The organism is Natrialba magadii ATCC 43099 (assembly GCF_000025625.1).
Lineage (GTDB): Archaea > Halobacteriota > Halobacteria > Halobacteriales > Natrialbaceae > Natrialba > Natrialba magadii.
Genome location: NC_013922.1, coordinates 1,121,242 through 1,142,582, shown reverse-complemented (window position 1 = coordinate 1,142,582; position 21,341 = coordinate 1,121,242). Strand labels below are relative to the sequence as shown.

Below are 21,341 nucleotides of genomic sequence, written 5' to 3'. Positions count from 1 at the left end.
CGCGAGCGAAAACGACCACCGTTATCGCAGACAGGCCGCCACGACCTCGAGCATGCCCTCACCACGGACTTCATCCGCGAACAGCGGGACGCGCCGAACGTCCGGTCCGCGAAAGAGGTCCTGTGCCTCAGCAAGGGCGGACTGCTGGACATCCCAGCGCCGTTGGCAGAACTCACAGTCGTCCAGATTCGGCTGTAAGAACTCGCCGCGCACGTCGTCGGTTACGTTCGACAGCGGCTCCATCACACGGTTGACGACGACCGTACCGACCGGAATGTCGAACTCCTGAAGCTGCTGGCGCAGCCGCGTCGACTCGTAGACGCTCATCTCCTCGGGAATCATCACGATCCGGAAGTCCGTCCGTGTCGGATCCTGGAGCGCCGCCCGCAGGCGCTCGATCCGCTCCTGGAGTTCGTCTAGATCGGAGAGATCCGGCGTCTGGTCTGCCGGCTGGTCCTGTCCGCCGAACATCCCCTTCATTCCCTCGAAGAGGCCGCTCATACGCTGGCGGAACTGCAGAATTTTCCCGACCATCGAGTCCATGATTTCGGGTAACTGGAGCAGTCTAAGGGTGTGACCCGTCGGCGCGGTGTCGATGACGACGCGCTCGAATCGCGGGTCATCCATGTACTCGAGTAGCAACTGCATCGCGGCAGCTTCGTCGGCACCTGGCATGGAACCGCCGAAGAGGGCGTCCATGGGATTGTCATCGCCGAGGAGTTGGCCGATGCCGCCGAGGCCGCCCTGGTCGTCGCCGAAGGGGCTGCTGTCGCCGCCGAAGCCGTCGTCGCCGAGTCCATTGGCTTCCCACTCGGGGTCAGTGTCTGAGTCTGCACTCGCGTTACTCCCAAAGACGGCCTGTCCACGCTCAGCGGCCGCCTCGGGGTCAATTTCAGCGCCGTACAGTGGGATATCCTCGCGCAGCCGGGCGGGTTCTGCGGGGACGTCCCTCTCGAAGGTGTCAGAGAGGGAGTGGGCGGGGTCCGTCGAGACGACGAGCGTACTGGTGCCGCCGCGGGCGCTGTCGAGTGCGGTGGCCGCGGCCATGGTCGTCTTGCCGACGCCACCCTTGCCGCCGTAGAGGATATAGTCGGGGCCGTCGATTGGCTCGTCGGACGGTTCGACATCGATGGTTGTGCGGTCTTCGTCCGGCTCTACGTCTGCGGAGTCGGTCGAACTGGTGGGCGTGACCTCGATGGTGTTGTCCGACTCGCCATCGCCCTCGTCCCCGCCGTCTGCTGCAGTATTCGCGTCGTCCTCGTCGACGACTTCGACGTCGATTCCACTCATGACAGGCGGTTCGGGGTGACCACACGAGTATTCGTCGGTCCTGTGTGCTCGGTCAGCTATGTGCTGGTCTCGATTCCGATTCCGATTCCGATTCCGATTCCGATTCCGATTCCGATCCTGATCCAAGTACAGCTCAGCTATCGAACCACCGTCACCGGAACCGGTGCCCGGCGAACGACCGGCTCTGCAACACTACCGAGCAACACACGCGAGGCCCGGGGCCGCCCGTGAGCCCCGATAACGATGCAATCGTAGCCCTCCCCCGCTCGCTCGACGATCCGCCGCTCCGGTCGACCCGTCGCGATTTCGGTATCGATTGTCCGGTCCGCAGCCGTCGCGCGTTCCGTCGCCTCCTCGAGTATCCCGGCTGCGTACTCCCGTGCCTGATCCGAGACTGGCAGCGTGAGATCTGGCCCGTCGATGCGCTCGAAATCCAGTTCCGGTATCGGGATGACGTAGAGGACGGTGATGTCGGCCTCAGGATGCGCGTCGAGTGCGTACTCGAGTGCGGCAGTCGCCGGCTCCGACCCGTCGTAGGGGACGAGCACGCGGTCAATCATACTGGCAACTCGGACGGCACGGCGCATAAACGTGAAGGCGTCGTGTCACTGGCTGGTTGACCAGTACCGAGTGTCACTGGCTGGCAGACCAGTACCGAGTGTCACTGGCTGGCAGACCGGCATCGAGAACGAGTTGCCACCCACCTACTCGAAGTACCGCGCCAGCCGCTCTGCTGCCTCCTCGACGCGCGGCGAAACCAGCGCGAATCGGAGCCACTCCCGACGGGAGTCGCCGAACGCCTCGCCGGGCATCCCCGCGACGCCCGTCTCGTCGATCAGTCGCTCGACGTTCTCGAGTGTCCCCGGATAGCCGTCGAAGCGCGCCATCACGTAGAACGCCCCCTGCGGTGTGGTATACTCCGCACCCGCAGCGTCCAGCGCGTCGGTGAACGTCTCAACGCGCTCGCGCAGGCGGTCCCGATTCTGCTCGTAGTAGTTGGGACCCGTCTCCCGAAGTGCGTGCAACACTGCATACTGCGACGGCCGACTCCCTGCCACGTTCACCAGCATGTGGCGGCTCTTCGCGTTCTCGACGAGGTCTGGCGGGAAAATCGCATAGCCCACACGAAAGCCCGTGATGGCGAGTGACTTCGAGAACGCGTTGGTGACGATCCGGTGATCAGAATCGAACTCGAGTGCGCTCGCGAACCGGCCGGTGAGGTCGAAGTGATCGTAGACCTCGTCGCTGACGAGGATCGCGTCGTGCTCCTCGGCGATGGCGACGAGTTCGCGGATCGTCTCTCGTGAGTAGACCGCGCCTGTGGGATTGTTCGGCGAGTTGACGACGATGGCGGCCGTCTCGTCGCTCGCGGCGGCGCGCACGTCGTCGGGCTCGAGCTGCCCGTCCGCCGCCGTCTCGACGAAGTTCGTCGTCCCGCCGAGCATCGTCGTCTTCCCCGGATAGTAGGGGTAGACCGGCTCCGTCAGCACGATTTCGCTCCCGCGGTCGCGTTCTAAGGCGCGCGCCATCGCGAGATAGTTCGCCTCACCCGCGCCGTTGGTGATGACGACCTGCTCGGTGGCGACACCGCGTCGCTCGGCGATTTCCTCGCGTAACTCGAGTACCCCCTCACTCGGCGGGTACTGGAACTGGTCGGGGTTGCTGTCGGCGTACTCGTGTAAACCGTCGCGAAGCGCTGCGGGCGGTTCCCAGTCGGGGTTGCCGCTGACCATGTCGATCACGTCGGTGTCCGCGTTGCCGGCGTACTCCATGACGTGGAAGAAAAGCGGCGTCTCATACTCCGTGTCCATAGGTGAGTGTGTGCACGCCGGAACCGTCGTTCTTTCCGTTTGTCTCGTTTGCTCCTCTGTGAGGTACAGACACCGCCGAAGACCGCGCCTTGACAAGCCTGGCGCTCCTCGTGCCAGCCATGAACGACGACATCGACCGCACACTCCCGATGGACGTCGCGGATGCCTTACGAGAGACCGGGGAGACCCTCGCGGTCGCCGAGTCCTGTACCGGCGGGCTGATCGGCGCGGCGATCACCGCAGTCCCGGGTGCGAGTGACTACTTCGATTCGGGACTGACGACCTACGCCTACGACGCCAAGCGCCGCCACCTCGGCGTGAGCCGCGAGGCACTCGACGAACACGGTGCGGTCTCGGAGCCAGTCGCGCGCGAGATGGCTCGTGGCGTCCGCGACGTGACGGACGTAACCTGGGGAATCGCGACGACCGGTGTTGCCGGCCCAACCGGCGGCACCGAGGACGAACCGGTCGGGACGGTCTATATCGCCATTTCCTACGCTGGTCCCTGGGGAAGCGACGCCTCGTTCGCAACCGTCTCGCGCTACCAGTTCGACGGCGACCGGGCGGACGTGCGGGCCAAGACGGTCGATCAGGCGCTGCTGGATCTTCTCGCCGCAGTCGAGCGCCAGCACCCCGAGGCGGTCGACCCCGAGTCGACGGACTAACCCCGGAAACTTCCACGCCGACGGACGGCCCACGAACTGATACCGCGAACTGAAAGTCACGACAGAAAGCTATTCGGCGGTCCGGTCGCCAGTTGCTGGTAATGAACAAGAAGGGGCACGTGCTCAACGCCGTCCTGCTGAGTATTGGACTGGGGTATCTCCTCGAGCCGTCCGGGAGCCTGGCAACGTTCGAGATGATCATCGCCATCGGCGTCCCAATCACGCTCGGCGCGATGGTCCCCGATATCGACACGGCGTTCGGCAAGCACCGAAAGACGCTGCACAACCTCCCGCTGCTCGCCGGGTTCATGGCGTTTCCGTACCTCTTCGGCAATCTGGAGTGGGTCTGGGTCGGTATCCTGACCCACTACGTGCTCGACATCGCGGGCAGCAAGCGCGGCATCGCGCTCTTCTACCCGGTCCTGAAGACGGAGTACGGGCTCCCGACCGGTGTCGCAGTCAGCAGCAAGCGTGCCGACCTCGTGACGGTGCTCGTCACTGCAGGCGAACTCGTCATCGCAGCCGTCATCATCTTTCAACTACCACAAGAAGGGTTTGAGTTGGCGCGACAGTCAGTCGGACTGTAACGGATCTGTCGACTACAAACCGTTTCCTGCCGATCTATCGACGGTTCGGCGTCCACTCCTCACAGGCATCCATATCGTCCATCGCCTGCTCGTGACGACCGCAGTACGGCACCATTCCCGACGACGAACGCACGTACTCGAAGTGCTGACAGTTGCCACAGTATCGATCCGTGGGCGCAGTCTTCGACTCGTCGGCGTCCGACGCATCCGTCACGATTTCGGCATCCCGCCCGTCGCCGATCGGCTGGGACTCGAGTGGCGAGGAGATATCCTGGGTGGTCGAGCCACCGTCGCTGGTGACGGCGCTGCGTCCGCCGACCCCAGAGTGGGAGGCGTTCGACTGTGATTTCGATTGTGTTCGGCTCGTAGTCGACTGTGATTCGTCGTAGGAGAACGTCGAGTCGCTGGCGGCCGTTTCAGACTGCGTGCCGGCTGCGGCGGGTCCGGTCGTGTCCTTGTTTTCGTCCTCGCTCGAGGCGTTCGTCTGCGTCTCGACTTCGCCATCGGGCGTGCCACCGAGGAAGCCAATGCCACTGAAGCCACCAGTGTCGGTCGACTCGTCGACCTCGACGACGGTCTGGTTGTGCCGCGTCACGTTCATCTCGAGCATACCGCCAGGGTCGTTCCGGGTCTTGAAGTTGACGACGGCGACGAACAGACACCAGACGGCGATGAAGAGGCCAAGCAGGTAAATCGCAGAGACGTGAAGCGTGAGGTCCTCGCCGTAGCCACGCCAGTGGTGGGGGTATGCGTACCAGAAGAGAACGACGCCGAGGAGACAGAGACTCGCGCTAATTGCGGCAGCGGCCCGAACGCGGGGGCTGGCAGGGAGAACAGTGAACACACCGACGAGTGCCGCCGGCACACCGGTCCCTGCGAGAACGCCGGCAATTGCCACGATGGCGAACTGGTCGTTCATTCCCCAATCAGTGAGTCCAAGCACGAACTCGGCGAAGACGTCCGTCGTCGCGACGAGCACAGCGACCACTGCAAGCGTCGCACCGAGCAGGACGAGGGCAGTTCCCGCGTACAGCCGCCGGAGGCTCGTCACCTCTCGTGCGTTCCCCTGATACGCCTCCGTCAGGCTTGTCATGCTGGGTCGTTCGTGTTCCCAGCACAAAACGATACGTCAGACATATGTCAGCGTCAGAGGAGTAACCACCCCGTTGACAGCCGATCGGTCGAGGGTTATTCGTCAGTCACCGGTACGTCGACAACCGCAGGCCCCGCCGTCGTCAGTGCGTCCTCGAGTACCGACTCGAGTTCCCCTGGCTCCTCGACAGTCACTCCCGTCGCACCGTGGGCGGCGGCACTCGCTGCAATGTCGACGGGCGGCTCGAAGTCGAAGCCGTCGTACTCGTACTCGTCGGGGTCGCCGCCGAGCAGGTTCGCCGTGTTCTCCTTCAGGATGCGGTAGTTGCGGTTGTCGGGGACGACGACGGTGAGATCGAGGTCGTTTCGAACCGCCGTGTACAGCGTCTGCGGGTAGTAGAGGTACGAGCCGTCGCCGACGTAGCCAAGCACCGAGCGGTCGCCGCCGGCTTCCTGCTCTGCGACCGCAGCGCCCACGCTGGCCGGCAGTCCGTAGCCGAGGCCGCCACCTTTCGTTCCCAGGAGCTGGTTGGCCTCGAACTCGAACTCGTCGAACAGCGGCGGCGACGCGGTGATTGCCTCGCTGACCACGAGCGCATCCGGCGCAACGCTGTCGAACGCCCGAGCGAGCCCCGCTTTCGTCAGCGTCCCGTCGATCGTTTCGGGGGCAGGATCGGTGTCGTGTGCGTTCGCCCAGTCGCGGACGGACTCGAGTCGCCGTTCGCGTTCGCCGTCGTCGACAGCGTTGCTGACACGATCGGCGAGATCCGCAAGGACGGTCGCGGGGTCGCCAAGCACCGCAGTCTCTGCGGGAGCGTGCTTGCCGAGTTCCCACGCGTCGGGCGAGATGTGAACTCGTGTCGCCTCATCGGGGACGAGTTGAGTCGTCGGCCGCGTTACCGTCGTGTTCGTCGAGCAGCCGACGAAGACGAGCGTGTCCGTGTCCATCGCGGCGGCCGAGCCGGGCGCTTTCGTCGAGAGCGCGCCCTGCCACTGGCCGTGGTCCGTCGGGAAGTTCGCCTCGTAGGCGAGGATTTCGTTGTGGACGCGTGCGCCCGTCGCTTCAGCGAGGTCGACCGCAGCCTCAACCGCTGCCGGACCGCTGCGCCCAACCTCGTCGCCGAGGACGAAGACGGGTTCGTCGGCGTCGGCGAGCATCGTGGCAGCCTCCTGAATCGCCGCCTCGTCGCCCCGGCCCGCCGTCGGAATCCGACCGAGTGGCTCCGGTTCAGCCGTGGTCTCCTCCGTCTGGACGTCGACCGGAATCGAGAGGAAGACCGGTCCCGTCGGCGGCGTCAGCGCGGTCCGGACGGCCCGACGAACCATCGTCGGCAGCGCATCGACGTGTTTTACCTCGGCGCTCCACTTCGTGAACGGCTCGGCCATCTCGACGAGGTCGCCGCTGAGAATCGGTTCCTCCTGCTGGTAGTCCCGGCTGTGGGTTCCCGACGTGACCAGCAGCGGCGCGCCCGAAACGTCTGCGTTGTAGAGGTTCCCCAGCCCGTGTGCCAGTCCACCGGCGAGGTGGAGGTTCGCGACGCCGAGCGGGAGGACGTCGTCGGCATCGCGACCACCAGTACCAGTTGCCGCTTCGGTCGCGTGATGCCGCCGCCGCATTGCATACCCCGCCGCCGCTCCCACCGCTACGTCCTCGTGCAAGCCGAGCACGTACTCGAGTTCGCTCTCGACGAGCGATTGCATGAGCGGGAGTTCGGTGGTGCCGGGATTACCGAACAATTTCGTGACACCGTACGATTCGAGACTGTCGATGAAGAGATCAGCACCCGTCGCTACCATAGCGCTACGTCTCGATGGAGGGGCCTTATATGGATATCACGGATGGATTGACGTGTCTCCGAGTCCCCACGAAGGCCCGAATCTGGCTGCGGGCTGCGGCTGGAAGCGAAACCTTGAATCGACGCGCTTGCAAACCTCCGGCCATGAGTGACGAGGACGATTCCGAGCCGGCCGTCGAACTCGGCGAGCACGTGCCCGTCGAGGGTGCCCCACTCGCTCGCGTAAGTTCGCGACTGACCTGGCCGAAAGAGCGCAGCGAGGTCGACCGCATGGAAGGTGACAGCGTCATCCGCACGCCCGAGGGCCCAGTCGAACTCTCGACGGTACTCGAGTCGGTCGACGAGACGTACTTCCAGCGTCGACAGGAGTTCGAGTCTCACGTTCGCGACGTGATCGGAACCGGCCCGGTCCCGACCGCGGACGAGTAACGACCCGTGGCGACCGAGGACGACCGGCGCGTCGTCGGCCTGCTCGGCTGGATTCGTGAGCAGACTGATCGCCTCTCCTGGTTCCAGAAGACGTTACTGACCGGCGCAGTGCTCACGCTGCTGTGGATGTACGTCGTTCCCGGAGAGCTCGACCGCCGCGTCGTGGTCGACAGCGTCCTGTTAATCGGCGGTCCGCTTGCCCTCGGCCTCACCCACGGACGCCACATCGGCTGGAACATCAACCGCGTGGCCGTCCGCAACGCCGTCTTGCTCTCGATGTTCGTCCTCCCCTTCTACCTCGTCGGCTCGACGCTGCCGACGATCCGCGAGTTCTACCCGATGTGGGAGACCTCGACCGCACCCGGCGAGTTCATCCCACACGCGTTTCAGCTATTCATGCTCGCGCTCGCCGCCGAAACCTACTACCGCGGCCTCCTCTGTGTCGGCGTCAGAGATATCGGCTTCAAGGCGGTGTTCATCAGCCCTATCGTCTACATGATTCACCACGCCTCGAAGCCACCGATCGAATTCCTGCTTTCGGGGCCGACAGACGTGCTCTTCGGCGCAGTGGACTACAAATCGAACTCGATCCTCCCCTCCGTCATCGCACACGGTGCCGGCCTCGTCCTCCTCGACTGGCTCGTCCTCCACGACCCGCTATTCGATCCGAACCTGTTCCTCGGGGTACTCGAGTGGCTACCGATTCCGCTGTAGCGTGGGCTGAGTCGCAGCACTTCGGTTGACCCAACGGCTTTTCATCACCCAGTCCGAATCGCCTGTATGTCACTCCCCTTCGATCCCGCAGCGATCGACCCGGACGCGTACGGCGAAAAAGAGACCGTACTCGAGATGGACCACGACGAAGCAATCGAGTTCGTCCGTGAGGCCTGTACCGACTGTGGCTTCGGGATTCCAGTCGAGTTCTCACCCTCGGAACTGCTGAACGAGAAGGTCGATGCGGACCGCGATCCGTACTACGTGCTCGGTGCCTGCAATCCCGAAATCGCGAACAAGGCACTCGACGAGACCAAACGGATCGGCGGCCTGTTCCCCTGCAACGTGATCATCTGGGAGGAGGAACCGGGACGCCAGCGCGTCTATCACGTGTCGATCATGAAAATCTCCCGCCTGCTTGGCACCGCGCCGGACAACGAGGCCTGGGACGAGATTCTCGCGGAAACCGGCGAACTCACCGAAGCGTTGTTCGCGGAACTCGAGTCCTCCGACGCCGCCGTCTCGTCGTAAGTCGTTCTCCACGACACTCCGTTTTCATCGACTGTCTGTCTGTTACAAAATATCAAGACTTACGTGTCAGACGGGTCACGTAGCGCCATGGACGTTCGAACTGCCGCCTTTGTCCTCCTCCTCCTCGTCCTTGGCGCGATTGCCACCCTGATGGTCGCACCGCTGCTCCAGTACGTGCTGGGCGCTGCGCTCCTTGCGTTTATCCTCTATCCAACGCACGAGCGACTCGAGCCCAGACTCGGAACGCGTCCCAGCGCGCTCCTGTTAACTGTTGTCGCCATCGTCGGTGCTATCGTTCCGCTCATGCTCGTCTCCCTGATCGTCCTCGATACCGTCGTCTCATTTGTCGTCGGCTTCGACGCCGCCAGTACTGTTGACGAAATCCGAACGATTGCCCACGATGACTTCGGTATCGACACCGAACAGATCCAGTCGCTCGAAACCGCCGTCATCCAGGAACTCGAAAACTCCGCGGCTGGCGCGCTCGAACTCGCCCTGTTCGAACTCGTCGGCCTGCTCAATCGCGGCATGGAGATGGGGATCGGGTTGCTCGTGTTCATCTTCCTGCTGTACTACCTGCTCGTCGACGGCGACCTCTTCGTCGCCTGGCTTCGCGAAGTCGTCCCGCTCAAAGACCACATTCGTGAGGAGCTATTCACCGAGATCAACGTCGTGACCTGGGCGGTAATCAAGAGTCACGTCCTCGTCGCGGTGATAGAGGGACTGCTCGGTGGACTCGGCTTCTACCTGCTCGGTGTGCCGAACGTCGCCTTCTGGACAGTGATCATGATCATTGTCTCCTTCCTGCCGGCGATCGGCGTCTGGCTCGTCTGGGGGCCCGCGGTGGGGTATCTACTGATGACGGCGGGGCCAGTGGGTGCGGTCGCGATGTTGCTCTACGGCATCACAGTCCTCTCGCTGGTCGACAACTATCTCCGGGCGTACGTGGTCGACCGCGGCTCCGGGCTCCACCCGGCAGTCGTCATCGTCGGCGTCATCGGCGGGATCTACCTGCTCGGCATCATGGGGCTGTTCCTCGGCCCGGTCCTGCTCGCCGTGTTCAAAGCGGGACTAAACGTCTTCAAAAAGACGTCGCTGTCCGCCAGCCCGCAGGGAAGTGGACCAACACAGCCGCCAGAGTCACCCGAGCCTCCCGATCCAACCGATCCAACCGGGCCGACTGGACCGGGACCAGCAGACGCAGGTCCGAATACGCCAGGGGCAAACGACTGACTCCGCGGTCGACGGGACGACACAACGACGAGACGACGAGACGACGAGGCAACAACATACCGCAGCAAAAACACGGGGCATGGGTAGCGGAGCACTGGCTTCCGGAGGAGACTGTCGCTTCTGAACGATTCGTGACGAGCTGCCAGAACGCAAACCAGGGTCAGAGTTTGCATCAGAAAGCCTTCCAGCCGTGCGGTGAATGCACGGAAAAATTTCAGCCGCGCGAGCCGCGCGAGCAGTGCGAGAAGGGCCGAATGCACGCGATCAGGGGAGTGCCTACTGACTACTGACCGCGTCGGTCGTTTGCGTCCACGGAATCAGACGCCATCGATTCGTCGGCTTGTTCCCGGTGTTCTCGGTCGCGGTCACGGTCTGTTCGTGCCGGATTGTTCTGGATATCCGACCGGGCCGCAGGTTCTCCGTCGAACTCCGCGTCCTCCGCGTCCTCCGCGTTCTCGAGTTCGTCGAGATACTGCTCTGCGTCGTATCTCACGTACCCCGTATAGAGAAAGATGAGCGCAAAGAGGATCATCGGGAAGCCAATGAGCATGAACAGCACTGCCAGAATCGTCCCGAGATCAGACGGGAGCGAGGCGGGCGCAAGGGTGTTCGCAGGATTCACTGTCGGGAAGGGAGCGAAGAGCGACGAAAACGAAGACCTGAGTGTGACTGGAAGTGCGATCATACTGCAGTGAAGTCACCGTTCGGGCAAAGGCGTTCCCCTGTGTATGCGTCTGCCCCGCGGTTCGATGTTCGATGGATCACTGGACACGCGCTGGCGAGCATCGGGGTATCCGTGATACTGGACCGTCGTTCTCGTCTGCGAAGTCGCTCCCGCAAATGTACGTCTTTAGACACTCTTCCTGCAAGCACCTACATACATATGCAAGGACGGGGTAGTGTGGCAAGCAATGAGACGGCGGTTCGTGACGACACAAAACCCGGCTGGTCGCTGCTCATACCCGTGTCAGAACGATAATACAGTTTGCACACAACGCAACGCTCACTGCCTCGATACCACTGGCGGGGAACACTGTTGCCAGAATCAGAATCCGGAACAGGAACGGGAACGCGAACGGAAACGGAAACGGAACCAGTCCCAGACTCACTATCAAAACCCCCGTCCCCGATGAACCGCCGTCATCTCCTCCTCATCGGTCTCCTCGTACTCGCCGCCAGTTACCTGATCGCCGGTGGCATCATCGATCCGATAGGTGACCCTGGCGAACCCGAAACGATCGACCGCGACCAGTTAGTTCAACCCGCAGAGAACGGCAGCTACGTCTGGCCCTATACCAGTCGTGACCGCTCCGTCGACGAACGAACCCTCGCGATCAACCTCATCGTTCACGGCCCCGACGATCAGGTCCAGCAAACGCTCGTCGATCAGGACGAACTCGAGTGGGAAGAGCTCGACCTCGAGGAAGAAGAAGAACCGGAGATGTACGAGGATGCCGCCGATCAGATCCAGTGGGACGACGCTCACGGCTCGACGCGGTACACCTACGTCGACACCGAACCCCACGGCGGCCAGCCCGTCTGGATCGAGGAGAGTTACCAGCTTCATACTGGTACGTACCTCGGAAGCCGGTATCATATTCGAGCGTACACGACGGACCAGGACGAGTGGACGGCGATCCAGGTACACGAGGAGTACTTCGACTTCTTCAGGCTCCGCCACTCGGTGACCGACATCCAGGGCTCGCAGAACGCACTTGAAGCGCAGTTTCTCGACGAACCGTACGTCGAGGAGGTACGACGCGAGTATCACGGGACCCATCAGGGCTGGAACGACGGCTGGGCGTCAGTCGTCGAGTTGGCAGCCATCGGCCCCACCGTGGCTGGACTCCTCTTCGGCATCGGTGGCCTTGGCCTGCTCGGCCTGATCGGAGGTGAAACAACGCGTGGCATCGTTCGCGGAACGCGGACGCTGCTCAGGTGGGCCTACCGGAACAGTCGCGGCTTCGTCCTCGCTGGTGCACTCACTGGACTCGTGGTCGGCGTTCGGGCTGCTGGCCTCGCCGTGGAAGCGGCGGTGCCATGGATCACACCGCAGGCGTTCGTCGGCGTGCTGTATCCGGCGCTGGTGGTCGGCTTGCCGGTGGTGACGATCGTGCTCACGCAGCCACTCGAGCGGGCGACGCGATTCCTCAGGCTTCAACGTCTCGCAAGCTGGCTCGGACGGCCGCTCGAGCCCCAGTCGGCGTTCGTGTTCACGATCGTCGGCCTTGGGCTGGGATTCGTCCTGGATATCGTCGGCATCGGAATCACGACGTTGCCGCTCCAGTTACTGTTGCACCGGCTCGGATTGCTGTTCGCACTCGGATTGCTCGCCGCTGGATCCGCTCGCAGTGATGCCGAAGGTGCAGTACTCTTCGGTATCGGGATGCTGGGATGGGCCGTCGGACTCGCGATGCCACTGTTTGGCTACATCTAAGTTCCCGCAAGCCAGCAGCGAACCCGCGTCAGTTACCCCGGGAAAACGCGTTCAAATTCGTCTGTAACCCCGCCGAAAGTTCTGACTTGCGCTGTAAGCGCGCGTAGGACACCGGCAACTGCGTCGCAATCTCTGCGATTGCCCCGTGGAACGTCTCCGCCTCCCCGTACTGGCCGTCGAAGGCGTTTCGCACACTCTCTCGAACCTGCCAGACGCCAACGGGAGCCCAGTAGTCGTCCGACACCTCCCGGAGAACCAGACACTTCGCCTGCCGCCCGATCGACTCGAGGTACTCGAGTACACCCAGTCTCGCCGCGTAGTACGCGCCGGCGGTTTCCTCGACGTAGCTGGTGCGGCCCTCGTAGCCCTCGCTGGCGCTCTGGAGCCAGATGTCGCCGTCGCTATTTGGATTCCAGATGCTGCCGGGGGCTTTCATCTCGACGAGTTCGAACTCCCAGGTGCCGGGGGCGAGGACGACCCAGTAGCGATTGCCCATGTACTCGTTGGCCCAGACCTGAACCTCGTCGATGCTCTGTTCGGTCCGGATACCGCCGCGGAGGAACTGGCCGACGGTGTCGTCGACTGCGGTGATCGACCAGCGGGTGGGGACGAGCCGGCGCTGCTTGGTTTCACCAAGCGCACCGGCGGACAGAATAGAATTGATCTCGTAGACGTCGAAGCCGCGCCGGTAGAGGTAGGTCATCGCGCCCTGAGCCTGCCAGTCGTCGTCTTCTAAGGTTTTCTTGACCGGCTTCGGGACGTATGGGTTCTCCCGGAGTTCGGCGTTCCGTGCGTTGGCGCGCGGGCCGCGCGGCGTTGCGACGTCCGTTCCTGCGTCGAGCCCGAGGTCGGGCGTGTCGTCGAGACCGATTTCGAGGTCGACCGGGTTGCCCGCGATGGCGACCTCACGCTGGACGCCGACGAAGCCGTCCCAGGTGTCGTGAACGGAAGGTGTGAGACGGCTCGCAATGGAGGGCGAGTCGACGTTCGCGCGCTTGTTGGAGTTCAACAGACTGGTTCGGCGCTGGAGCACGTCGTCGATGGCGTACCCCTGCTGGTACCAGTTGCCGTCGGTGACGTACTCCTCGGCGTCGTCCTCGTCGCCGACCGGAGAGAGCAGTCCAACCGGAATGTCGGGGTAGTTCGACCGGCCGACGAAAATCGAGGGAGCGGTCGAACCGACGAGGGTGTCGCCGCTCAACGCGTCGTCGAAGCGACGCTCGAACTCCTCGAGGTGGTCTGTAATCGCGTAGGACTTCTCCTTTGCGAGGCGCCGTCGCTCGGCCTCCTCGTCGGGTTCGAGGTCCTCGATGTAGTCGTCGAGGCGCATTCACTCACTGTAGGGATGGCTGGGGTTTGAATGTTGAGTTGCACGGCGCTCCGCGGGCAGGCGGTGCGCGTCCCCAGCGAAATGTCAGAGGCACGGCCAGGCACTCCACCACCCATCGGGCAGCGCCGAGACCGATATTGCGTCGGTGTCGGCGGCGTGTGGGACCAGGCCGTACCTACTCCTTCTTTCGGGGTTATAAAATAGACAGTCCAGCATTTTCTGGGTGAGAAACTACCTGGCACAGGTGGAGCCTGGGCAGGGAGGAGAACTGACTCGGAACAATCGGTTGGGGATAGGACAGTTCGGGACAGCAGACCCGGAACAGTACGGCTCGGGACAGCGGATCTAGGTCAGTTCAGTTCGGGACAGCGAGTCTGGGGTAACACAGTTCGAAACGCACGGGCAATTATTGCAATTGCACACAAACAGGGCTACATGGAAGCCGACGGCGAGGAGCCGGTGTACTACGTCATCAGCGACCTCCACATCGGCGGCGACGAGCAGTTGGGCGACATCGATTTTCTCCCCGAACTGCTCGCGTTCCTTCGCCGACTCGAGACGACGGACGAACCGGCCGAACTCGTAATCAATGGAGACCTGTTCGGCCTCTGGGAGTTCACCGAGTCCCAGGGTCTCGAAAAGTTCGACATCCTCGTCGAGCGCTATCCGAATCTGTTCGAACAACTCCGCGCCACGGGTGCGGAAATCCCGATTACACTGCTTCCAGGAAACCACGATAGCGAACTCGCCGCATACGAGGCGTACGAACGCCTGCTGGCAGAGTACAATGTCACACTCGTTCGAGCCGAATCGGTGACCCGAGAGCTCGGCGACCGGACGATTCACTTCGAACACGGCCATAGACAAGACCCCAACAATCGGCTCGAAGACTTCGGGAATCCCTACGAGAAGCCGCTCGGCTACTACTACAATACGCTGGTGACGAGTCGAGCGGGGCGACTCTCAGACCGCGGTCGATACAACTGGCTCAAGGACGTTCAGGCGGTGACGCCAACCGAACGCGTCCCCCGCTGGCTCCTCTCGAAGTACTTCTACCGGGAGATGAAACCGACGCTTCGGTATGCCTTGCTTCCGGTTCTCCTGCTATTCAACGTCAGCATCGCCATCACCGTGTTGGCAGCGCTCGACGTCGCAGGTATCTGGACCATGCCCGTCACGACGACGGACGACGTACTCGCACAACTGGGACTCGTCGGTGAAGCGGTCCACTTCCTGCTCGTCGCTAACGTCATTGTCGTCGGTATCTTGCTGCTCGCGAGTATTCCGGTCTACCTCGTCCTTCGCGACCTCAGCGCGACCATCGATCGGTTCGGCATCCGCGAAACTGACCTCACCATCGATCCCGACGAACCGTATCGGAGGGCCGCACGGGACGTCTTCGAGGAGCGGCCGGACACCGCCGTCTTCTGCTACGGCCACACCCATCGACCGATGATGTCGGTCGTCGACGACCGCTTGCTCGTCAACACCGGCACCTGGCTCAAGCGGCTCCACCGCCGGGACGTCGTCGCCGGACTTCTCCCAGCCGTCTACTATCCCTCATATCACCTGTGTATCGTTCGCATGTCGACCGACGACGACGGACTCCTCGTCTCGTACGAGCCCGCCGACAAGCCGAGTCCCGCCGCAGACGAGATGACCCTCGTCGAGCGACTGCTGACACTGGGCCGCGCGCCGGCACTCGAGTACCCCGACCGGGCGCACGTGACGGAGTCGGGGACGACGATCGATCCCGACGCGTGACACGGTCTGGCGAGGCCAGTGGTGTGAGTGTCGACGAGCGGGGATCAGCAGACAGCAACAGGGATGAAGGGAGAGAAACAGGGAGAAACAGAGAGGGACAGAGAGGAACGGGGATAAACAGGGACACCGGTGGCGCGTCGTCGATGCCGTGGCTGGCCTACGTGTCGGGGACACACACCAGGAACGCACAAAAGACAACCGTTAAAAACGGCGGGCGGAAAGGAAGGGGTATGAGTACGACGGACGATCAGCAGACACGATCCTGTGTCTCCTGCGGGATCAACATCGCCGGCACGAACGCCGCGGCGTTCAAGTGCCCAGAGTGTGGCAAGCAGATTTACCGCTGTGCCAAGTGCCGCAAGCAGAGCAACCTCTATGAGTGCAACGAGTGCGGATTCACCGGACCCTGATATCCATGGGAAAAGTAGCTGCTAAAATCAAGGTCATGCCGGACAGCCCCGAGATCGATCTGGATGCGCTGCAGGAGCGCCTCGAGAGCGCACTCCCAGAGGGTGCAAAGATCAACGGCGTCGAGCGCGAGGAAGTCGCGTTCGGCCTCGTTGCACTCTACCCAACCGTGATCGTCCCTGACGGCTCCGGCGGCACGGAAACCGTCGAAGAGAACTTCGATGACGTCGAAGGCGTCGAAAGCGTCGGCGTCGAGAACGTCGGTCGTATCTAACCGGATCCGAACCGCATTTTCGATCCGTTTCACTCTCTGCAGGTATGAGCAACAGCACTGTGCTGTTCGATGGAAACACGTTGCGCTGTCCACCAGTTCCGTTCGTCGTCGACGCAACTCAACTCGAGTAGGCTGGTGTCCACTCGCCGAGTAACTGCCGTTCGATCGACTGGTGTTCATTCGCCGAGTAGACAGCAACACCGGGCGACTCAGTCGAGCGTCCGCCGCGTCTCTGGATCCACCGCCCGTAGATACTGCTCTAGGAGCGTCGGGAACTCCCGGCCCCGAATGAACCGGAGGCCGAAGTCCTCCGTCCAGTCGATGATCCCTCTGTCTTCGGTGACCACACCGGCATCGAGTTCGCGCGCCAGAATCAACAGGTCGAAATCCTCTCGCGAGTCGAGCACACCCGTCCGCATCGCGGTACGATACTTCTCGCGCAGATCCGAGACGATAGCGTCGATTTCCGTCTTGTACTCGTGGTCCTCGAGTGGCTCGTCGACTGCGCCCTCAGCGCGCCTGACCGCCTTTTCCGACACCCGAAGTCCGCGGTCGACGCGGCCGCTCATCTCGTCGACGAAACTGAAGACGACGTTCGCGGGGATTGTCACGGCGTAGCGGTCGGGATGCTTGCGGATCACCCAGGTGTTCAGTCGGGAGTATACTTCGTCGCCCACGTCGCGGGCCGCGAGCATCGTCGTGAACTCGTCGTGGATCGTCGGCGGCATGTAACACGAGATGCCCAGATTGAGTCGCGCGTTGGCGATCAACTCGAGGAGGTGCAGGATGGCGTCCTCGAGTGACTCGCCATCGCGGCGGATCTCCTCGGTGAGGAAGAGGGAGGTGTCGAGGACGAACCGTTGCTTGAAGGCCTCGCTGGAGGTGGTCATGGGGTGTGTAGGGGACGAAGGAGGAAATAACTACGTTGCGAGTGCAGTGAAGAAGCGTCTTGCGAGTGCAGCGAAAAGATCAGCCAGTCGCGTCAGTCGTCAGGTTACGGCCCTGGCGATGGTCCCGGCCCCTGGCCCTGCCCGTCTCCTCCCTGCGGTCCCTTGGCACCAAGATCTGCCTGCGAGACGATCTGTGCACCGCGCTCGGAGAGGTCGACAGTCACGTCCTCGTGGACGGCCTTGCTGATCTCGTCAATGTTCCCTGCGAGCACCGTCAGGATGTCGCTCGGGTTCGCGTACAGCAGCATGTTTCCGTCCTGGCCCTCCGCGACGAGCTGGGTGTCGTTGAGGACAATCTGGTTGTTCTGGATGGTCGCCGCGACGACTGGCAGCGCCTCCGGCTTGCCCGGTTCGTCGTCCCGAACGCGGCGAATGTGGACCGCATCGAGGTCGAGGACGTGCTTGTACTCTTTGATTTTCTCGGCACAGGCCACCATGTCCTGCAGCAGCTTCGACTTTTCCTCGGTCGCGTGATCGCCGTCGAGACAGTGCTGGCAGACGCGGAGTTCGATTCGCATTACCACTCGTTTGGGACGCCAGCCCGATGAGAATTCCGTTTCAAGAACTACGATTCGGGAACTACGATCCGGGAACTACGATTCGGGAACTACGATCCGGGAACTGTCACCTGGCAACCCCGATTCGATGCCGACGGTCGCCACTGAGTAGTGGGCCGGGATTCTTTCTGCTGCTCGTCGTACGTTCACCGATGGGCACACCAGACGACGGTACAGAGGCAGACACGGGCACAGAGACAGAATCAGAGACAGATATGGGCACAGAAACAGAGACAGAGACAGATACGGGCACAGAAACAGAGACAGAGACCGACCCAGAAGCAAACGCCAACCACACCACCGACTCCGACGACGTCGATGTCGACTACCACCGCCTGCTCGGCATCGGCGACGCCGCCTTCGCCAGTCTCGAACCACACCTCCAGCAGCGAAACTATGAGGGACTCGAGTACCGTCACGTTCCGGACTACCGTCGCGGGGTCGAGCGCGGGACTGTCCTGATCGACGGCGAGGTGGTTCGGGGCTTTCCGAAGGTACCCCGAACGCTGGTACTCGAGACCGGCATTCCAACGCAGTTCGACGAGCACGAGCAGGTCGCTGTCGAGGAGAAGCTGAACGGCTACAACGTTCGTGTCGCCCGGATCCACGGCGAACAGCTCGCGTTCTCCCGAAGCGGGATGGTTTGTCCGTTTACGACACGTCTGCTTCGGCGGCTGGTCGACCTCGCTGCGCTGTTCGAAGAATATCCCAAAGCAATGGTCTGCGGGGAGATCATCGGCCCCGAAAACCCCTATACGGCACACGAGTATCCGGATGTCGACTCGATTGCGTTCCGGGCGTTCGACTGGCGCGACCGGGAGTCGGGCAAGCCACTGCCGATCCGAGAGCGACGCGAGCGCTACGAGGCGTTCGGCGTCCCGCAAACGCCGCTGTTCGAGATCGTCGATGTCGACGACGCGGCCGCGAGCGTGCAGGAACTCATCCACGAACTCGACGCCGAAGACCGCGAGGGGGTGATACTGCAATCGCTCGACGGAGACACACTGCTCAAGTACACGACATCGGCGTCGACGAACTCGGATCTGGCGTACGCGTTCTCGCTCCCGTTCGACTACGGCCAGGCGTTCATGTTCCGCCGGCTGCTCAGAGAGGGGTACCAGACCGTCGAGTGGGACGAGGACGACGAGGCCGCCCGCGAGCGCGCACACGAACTCGGTGAATCGATCCTCTGCTCGATGCGCGAGGCGATCCAGTCGGTCGAGGACGGCGACACGCTCGGTGAACGCCACACCGTCCGCGCGAGTGACGAGACGATCGACGTGCTCTTCGAACACCTTCGCGGTCAGGGGCTCACGATCGACATCGAGGACGACTTCCACGAGGACGGCGACCGCGTCGTGACGTTCTGCAAGCGGACACCCTCCTCCAACGACACGATTCGGAACTATCTCGATGGGCACATCGTCCGCGAGTAGCGGTGTTTGCTCTCAGTGTCGGTCCGTTTCTGCAATCTCGCGAATCCGATCCGCTCCCGCCGGAACGTAGCCGCCGTGATAGCAGAGCGTGTGTTCAACGTCGAGTTCGGCGAGCGCCGCGGCGGACTCGAGTGCCCGCTCCATCTCCGGTGTGAACTCCGGCTTCGGACCGGAAAGCTGGTCGGCACCGTCGCCCGGACCGTCCGCGACGAGCGCGTCGCCGGCAACCAGCAGCCCGCCGTCGGGGAAGTACAGTGAGATGTGGCCTGGCGCGTGGCCCGGCGTCTCGACGACCTCGAACGGGCCCGCGAGCGTCGGAACGCGAACGCCGCCAGTAAGTTCGATATCGAGCGACACTGGCGGGTACCTGTCGTCACCACTACCCTTGATCGGATCACGCTCGCCCGTCACGTACGGCGTCTCGTCGCGGTGGGCCGCGACTACCGCGTCGGTGCGTTCGAGCAACGTCGCGAGCGCGCCCGCGTGATCGCCGTCGTGGTGTGTGAGCACGACCAGCCAGATGTCCGTGAGGTCGTACTCGAGTGCGCGCAGGTGCGTTTCGATGGCGTCGACCGCGCCGGAGTCGGCAGGGCCGACATCGAACAGGACGAGGCCGCGCTCGGTTTCGACGACCGCGGGCGTGATCGAGAGGTCCTGTCCGCCGTAGTCGACTGTGATCGGCAGTGCGTGCAGGCCGGCATCAGTGTCCATGTGTGGCGATTATGGGTCGCCGTCCGGATAGCTCTGCGGGGTTCTCTCACCGCACGACAGCGATGCAACTAAGGTTCTTAGTTTCCATTGGTAATGTGATGGAGAACGAGTCAACCGTCGGACACCACTCCCCGCTCGTCCCACCAGTTCCCGCGCTCGATAGCGACACCGATCCGATTACGGACCGAGAACAGGACCCGCTCCCCGAATCGGTTACCGACCTTCTCGCACGCTACGAGGAGTGTCTCGGGGACCGAGGGTACTCGAGTTGGCGCTGGCTCTACAGCGCGTTTCCCGAGTTTCGGCTCTCGTGTGTCGCCGACGACTGTGAAGAGAGAGTCCGGACGGCAAAGCTGCTCTCGACGCTGTTCGTCACGATCGCGGACGATGTTGCCGAACTGCACGGTGACCGGGAGACGTTCGCACAACTGGCAAACGTCCCGTTCGACAGCCAGCGCGCCGACCCCGAACGCGCGGGCGTCGATGGTTCGGTGGTCGACCTTGCAATCGACGTCTGGAACCACTTTCGGGAACTGTACGACGCGAGTCCGCGTGCGGACGAATTTGCCGACCTCCTCGCGTTCGACCTGCGACAGGTGTTCGACGCCATCGAGTACTCGCTGCTCGCGAATCGCGACCCCAATCTCGTCTCGGAGCAGGAACTGTGGACCTACGATTCCTCCAACATGATGGTGTTCGTCCACGCCCTCACCGACCTGGCGAACGCGCCGACGTTCGACCGGGCAGAACTCGCGTCGCTCCGACAGGTACTCGACAGAACCCAGCGCATGGCCCGGATCGGGAACTGGCTCGCGACCTGGCGGCGCGAACTCGTCGAGGGCGACTACAGTTCTGGCGTCGTCGTCCGCGCGGTCGAAACAGGTGTGATCGAACGCGACGTGTTGGATGGAGATGGGTTGTACTCGAGTCCAGCTAGTGATGCAGAGACGAATCGAGAGACGGGACCCGAGTCAGAGACGGGCATAAAGACAGCTACAGGTCGAGACACGGGAGCAGAACCAGCCCCGACAAAAGACGTTGACACACTCATCCAGGCGATCGAAGACTCCTCCGTCGAGGCCTACTTCCTCGACCGCTGGCATATCGAGTGCGCCGACGCGGCACGCTTCGACGATGCGCTCGCAAGCGTGGCTCTCGGAGCCTACCTCGATGGACTCCAGACTATCCTGTGTTCCCACATTGGGAAACGGAACGCGCCGCGCTAGGTGGGACGTCGGGTAGAATTTGAGGCGTCGGGACTCGAGTCGAGTACGACTGCACTCAGATGACCCCGTTCGCAGGTCCCAGGTCCCAGGTCGCAGCAGC

General features: G+C 62.8%; 22 protein-coding genes. 12 read left to right on the top strand and 10 right to left on the bottom strand.

All coding sequences use genetic code 11. The annotated features are described in order from the left end of the window. Positions 1-21 precede the first annotated feature (21 nt). From NMAG_RS05365 to NMAG_RS05355, 3 genes are all read right to left on the bottom strand, one after another. Complete coding sequence (locus NMAG_RS05365) at positions 22-1,290, bottom strand: ArsA family ATPase (protein ID WP_004216983.1); 1,269 nt, start codon at positions 1,288-1,290, stop codon at positions 22-24. A 137-nt stretch (positions 1,291-1,427) separates the two neighbouring features. Then, positions 1,428-1,850, bottom strand: coding sequence for a universal stress protein (locus NMAG_RS05360; RefSeq protein WP_012996463.1), 423 nt, complete (start codon positions 1,848-1,850; stop codon positions 1,428-1,430). 144 nt (positions 1,851-1,994) lie between these two features. Continuing rightward, a complete protein-coding gene (locus tag NMAG_RS05355) occupies positions 1,995-3,101 on the bottom strand; it encodes a pyridoxal phosphate-dependent aminotransferase (RefSeq protein WP_004216981.1) in 1,107 nt (368 codons plus the stop codon). A 119-nt stretch (positions 3,102-3,220) separates the two neighbouring features. Between NMAG_RS05355 and NMAG_RS05350 the strand changes: the two genes are divergently transcribed. Both NMAG_RS05350 and NMAG_RS05345 read left to right on the top strand, forming a co-directional pair. Beyond that, entirely contained in the window at positions 3,221-3,766 is a 546-nt protein-coding gene (locus NMAG_RS05350) for a CinA family protein (RefSeq protein WP_004216980.1), read from the top strand. A gap of 101 nt (positions 3,767-3,867) precedes the next feature. Then, complete coding sequence (locus tag NMAG_RS05345; protein ID WP_004216979.1) at positions 3,868-4,353, top strand: metal-dependent hydrolase; 486 nt, start codon at positions 3,868-3,870, stop codon at positions 4,351-4,353. A gap of 34 nt (positions 4,354-4,387) precedes the next feature. On the opposite strand, the gene NMAG_RS05340 is transcribed toward NMAG_RS05345, so the two are convergent. Further along, positions 4,388-5,446, bottom strand: a complete 1,059-nt coding sequence (locus NMAG_RS05340) for a DUF7139 domain-containing protein (RefSeq protein ID WP_004216978.1) — start codon at positions 5,444-5,446, stop codon at positions 4,388-4,390. 95 nt (positions 5,447-5,541) lie between these two features. After that, on the bottom strand, positions 5,542-7,242 hold the full coding sequence (locus NMAG_RS05335) for a thiamine pyrophosphate-binding protein (protein WP_004216976.1): 1,701 nt from the start codon (positions 7,240-7,242) through the stop codon (positions 5,542-5,544). A 143-nt stretch (positions 7,243-7,385) separates the two neighbouring features. Here NMAG_RS05335 and NMAG_RS05330 point away from each other — a divergent pair, with 143 nt between their 5' ends. From NMAG_RS05330 to NMAG_RS05315, 4 genes are all read left to right on the top strand, one after another. Further along, on the top strand, positions 7,386-7,670 hold the full coding sequence (locus NMAG_RS05330; protein WP_004216974.1) for a DUF5789 family protein: 285 nt from the start codon (positions 7,386-7,388) through the stop codon (positions 7,668-7,670). A 6-nt stretch (positions 7,671-7,676) separates the two neighbouring features. Then, positions 7,677-8,384 carry a CPBP family glutamic-type intramembrane protease gene (locus tag NMAG_RS05325; RefSeq protein ID WP_004216972.1) on the top strand — a complete coding sequence of 236 codons (708 nt, stop codon included), beginning with the start codon at positions 7,677-7,679 and terminating at the stop codon, positions 8,382-8,384. 66 nt (positions 8,385-8,450) lie between these two features. After that, positions 8,451-8,915, top strand: coding sequence for a DUF302 domain-containing protein (locus NMAG_RS05320; RefSeq protein WP_004216971.1), 465 nt, complete (start codon positions 8,451-8,453; stop codon positions 8,913-8,915). Positions 8,916-9,002: 87 nt separating this feature from the next. Next, a complete protein-coding gene (locus tag NMAG_RS05315; RefSeq protein WP_004216970.1) occupies positions 9,003-10,148 on the top strand; it encodes an AI-2E family transporter in 1,146 nt (381 codons plus the stop codon). Positions 10,149-10,431: 283 nt separating this feature from the next. Here the strand turns inward: NMAG_RS05315 and NMAG_RS05310 are convergent, their stop codons facing one another. Next, positions 10,432-10,833, bottom strand: a complete 402-nt coding sequence (locus NMAG_RS05310) for a hypothetical protein (RefSeq protein ID WP_004216969.1) — start codon at positions 10,831-10,833, stop codon at positions 10,432-10,434. Positions 10,834-11,277: 444 nt separating this feature from the next. Between NMAG_RS05310 and NMAG_RS05305 the strand changes: the two genes are divergently transcribed. Further along, a complete protein-coding gene (locus NMAG_RS05305) occupies positions 11,278-12,585 on the top strand; it encodes a hypothetical protein (protein WP_004216968.1) in 1,308 nt (435 codons plus the stop codon). Between the two features lie 28 nt (positions 12,586-12,613). Here the strand turns inward: NMAG_RS05305 and nreA are convergent, their stop codons facing one another. Beyond that, the gene (gene nreA, locus NMAG_RS05300) at positions 12,614-13,915 is read right to left on the bottom strand and encodes a DNA repair protein NreA (protein ID WP_004216967.1); all 1,302 of its coding nucleotides are present in this window, start codon (positions 13,913-13,915) and stop codon (positions 12,614-12,616) included. Between the two features lie 435 nt (positions 13,916-14,350). Here nreA and NMAG_RS05295 point away from each other — a divergent pair, with 435 nt between their 5' ends. The 3 genes from NMAG_RS05295 to NMAG_RS05290 all read left to right on the top strand — a co-directional run bounded on the left by NMAG_RS05295 (position 14,351) and on the right by NMAG_RS05290 (position 16,361). Then, positions 14,351-15,679 (top strand): metallophosphoesterase, encoded by a 1,329-nt coding sequence (locus tag NMAG_RS05295; protein ID WP_004216965.1) that lies wholly within the window; start codon positions 14,351-14,353, stop codon positions 15,677-15,679. A 230-nt stretch (positions 15,680-15,909) separates the two neighbouring features. Beyond that, on the top strand, positions 15,910-16,089 hold the full coding sequence (locus NMAG_RS20845; protein ID WP_004216964.1) for an HVO_2753 family zinc finger protein: 180 nt from the start codon (positions 15,910-15,912) through the stop codon (positions 16,087-16,089). Between the two features lie 5 nt (positions 16,090-16,094). After that, positions 16,095-16,361, top strand: coding sequence for an elongation factor 1-beta (locus NMAG_RS05290; RefSeq protein WP_004216963.1), 267 nt, complete (start codon positions 16,095-16,097; stop codon positions 16,359-16,361). 209 nt (positions 16,362-16,570) lie between these two features. Here the strand turns inward: NMAG_RS05290 and NMAG_RS05285 are convergent, their stop codons facing one another. Together NMAG_RS05285 and NMAG_RS05280 are read right to left on the bottom strand one after the other, a co-directional pair. Next, positions 16,571-17,251 (bottom strand): RNA ligase partner protein, encoded by a 681-nt coding sequence (locus NMAG_RS05285; RefSeq protein ID WP_004216962.1) that lies wholly within the window; start codon positions 17,249-17,251, stop codon positions 16,571-16,573. Positions 17,252-17,355: 104 nt separating this feature from the next. After that, a complete protein-coding gene (locus NMAG_RS05280; RefSeq protein ID WP_004216961.1) occupies positions 17,356-17,829 on the bottom strand; it encodes a hypothetical protein in 474 nt (157 codons plus the stop codon). A 191-nt stretch (positions 17,830-18,020) separates the two neighbouring features. Here NMAG_RS05280 and NMAG_RS05275 point away from each other — a divergent pair, with 191 nt between their 5' ends. Next, positions 18,021-19,304 carry an RNA ligase gene (locus tag NMAG_RS05275; RefSeq protein ID WP_004216960.1) on the top strand — a complete coding sequence of 428 codons (1,284 nt, stop codon included), beginning with the start codon at positions 18,021-18,023 and terminating at the stop codon, positions 19,302-19,304. Positions 19,305-19,316: 12 nt separating this feature from the next. Here the strand turns inward: NMAG_RS05275 and NMAG_RS05270 are convergent, their stop codons facing one another. Further along, positions 19,317-20,015, bottom strand: a complete 699-nt coding sequence (locus NMAG_RS05270; RefSeq protein WP_004216959.1) for an MBL fold metallo-hydrolase — start codon at positions 20,013-20,015, stop codon at positions 19,317-19,319. A gap of 98 nt (positions 20,016-20,113) precedes the next feature. Here NMAG_RS05270 and NMAG_RS05265 point away from each other — a divergent pair, with 98 nt between their 5' ends. Then, a complete protein-coding gene (locus tag NMAG_RS05265; protein ID WP_004216958.1) occupies positions 20,114-21,241 on the top strand; it encodes a hypothetical protein in 1,128 nt (375 codons plus the stop codon). Positions 21,242-21,341 lie beyond the last annotated feature (100 nt).

Excerpts from the sequence above, each read along its gene's own strand:
- NMAG_RS05365 (WP_004216983.1), bottom strand. The coding sequence starts at position 1,290 with ATGAGTGGAATCGACGTCGAAGTCGTCGACGAGGACGACGCGAATACT.
- NMAG_RS05285 (WP_004216962.1), bottom strand. The coding sequence starts at position 17,251 with ATGACCACCTCCAGCGAGGCCTTCAAGCAACGGTTCGTCCTCGACACC.
- NMAG_RS05330 (WP_004216974.1), top strand. The coding sequence starts at position 7,386 with ATGAGTGACGAGGACGATTCCGAGCCGGCCGTCGAACTCGGCGAGCAC.
- NMAG_RS05265 (WP_004216958.1), top strand. The coding sequence starts at position 20,114 with ATGGAGAACGAGTCAACCGTCGGACACCACTCCCCGCTCGTCCCACCA.
- NMAG_RS05270 (WP_004216959.1), bottom strand. The coding sequence starts at position 20,015 with ATGGACACTGATGCCGGCCTGCACGCACTGCCGATCACAGTCGACTAC.
- NMAG_RS05355 (WP_004216981.1), bottom strand. The coding sequence starts at position 3,101 with ATGGACACGGAGTATGAGACGCCGCTTTTCTTCCACGTCATGGAGTAC.
- NMAG_RS05310 (WP_004216969.1), bottom strand. The coding sequence starts at position 10,833 with ATGATCGCACTTCCAGTCACACTCAGGTCTTCGTTTTCGTCGCTCTTC.
- NMAG_RS05295 (WP_004216965.1), top strand. The coding sequence starts at position 14,351 with ATGGAAGCCGACGGCGAGGAGCCGGTGTACTACGTCATCAGCGACCTC.
- NMAG_RS05320 (WP_004216971.1), top strand. The coding sequence starts at position 8,451 with ATGTCACTCCCCTTCGATCCCGCAGCGATCGACCCGGACGCGTACGGC.
- nreA (WP_004216967.1), bottom strand. The coding sequence starts at position 13,915 with ATGCGCCTCGACGACTACATCGAGGACCTCGAACCCGACGAGGAGGCC.
- NMAG_RS05280 (WP_004216961.1), bottom strand. The coding sequence starts at position 17,829 with ATGCGAATCGAACTCCGCGTCTGCCAGCACTGTCTCGACGGCGATCAC.
- NMAG_RS05305 (WP_004216968.1), top strand. The coding sequence starts at position 11,278 with ATGAACCGCCGTCATCTCCTCCTCATCGGTCTCCTCGTACTCGCCGCC.
- NMAG_RS20845 (WP_004216964.1), top strand. The coding sequence starts at position 15,910 with ATGAGTACGACGGACGATCAGCAGACACGATCCTGTGTCTCCTGCGGG.
- NMAG_RS05360 (WP_012996463.1), bottom strand. The coding sequence starts at position 1,850 with ATGATTGACCGCGTGCTCGTCCCCTACGACGGGTCGGAGCCGGCGACT.
- NMAG_RS05345 (WP_004216979.1), top strand. The coding sequence starts at position 3,868 with ATGAACAAGAAGGGGCACGTGCTCAACGCCGTCCTGCTGAGTATTGGA.
- NMAG_RS05350 (WP_004216980.1), top strand. The coding sequence starts at position 3,221 with ATGAACGACGACATCGACCGCACACTCCCGATGGACGTCGCGGATGCC.
- NMAG_RS05335 (WP_004216976.1), bottom strand. The coding sequence starts at position 7,242 with ATGGTAGCGACGGGTGCTGATCTCTTCATCGACAGTCTCGAATCGTAC.
- NMAG_RS05315 (WP_004216970.1), top strand. The coding sequence starts at position 9,003 with ATGGACGTTCGAACTGCCGCCTTTGTCCTCCTCCTCCTCGTCCTTGGC.
- NMAG_RS05340 (WP_004216978.1), bottom strand. The coding sequence starts at position 5,446 with ATGACAAGCCTGACGGAGGCGTATCAGGGGAACGCACGAGAGGTGACG.
- NMAG_RS05275 (WP_004216960.1), top strand. The coding sequence starts at position 18,021 with ATGGGCACACCAGACGACGGTACAGAGGCAGACACGGGCACAGAGACA.
- NMAG_RS05290 (WP_004216963.1), top strand. The coding sequence starts at position 16,095 with ATGGGAAAAGTAGCTGCTAAAATCAAGGTCATGCCGGACAGCCCCGAG.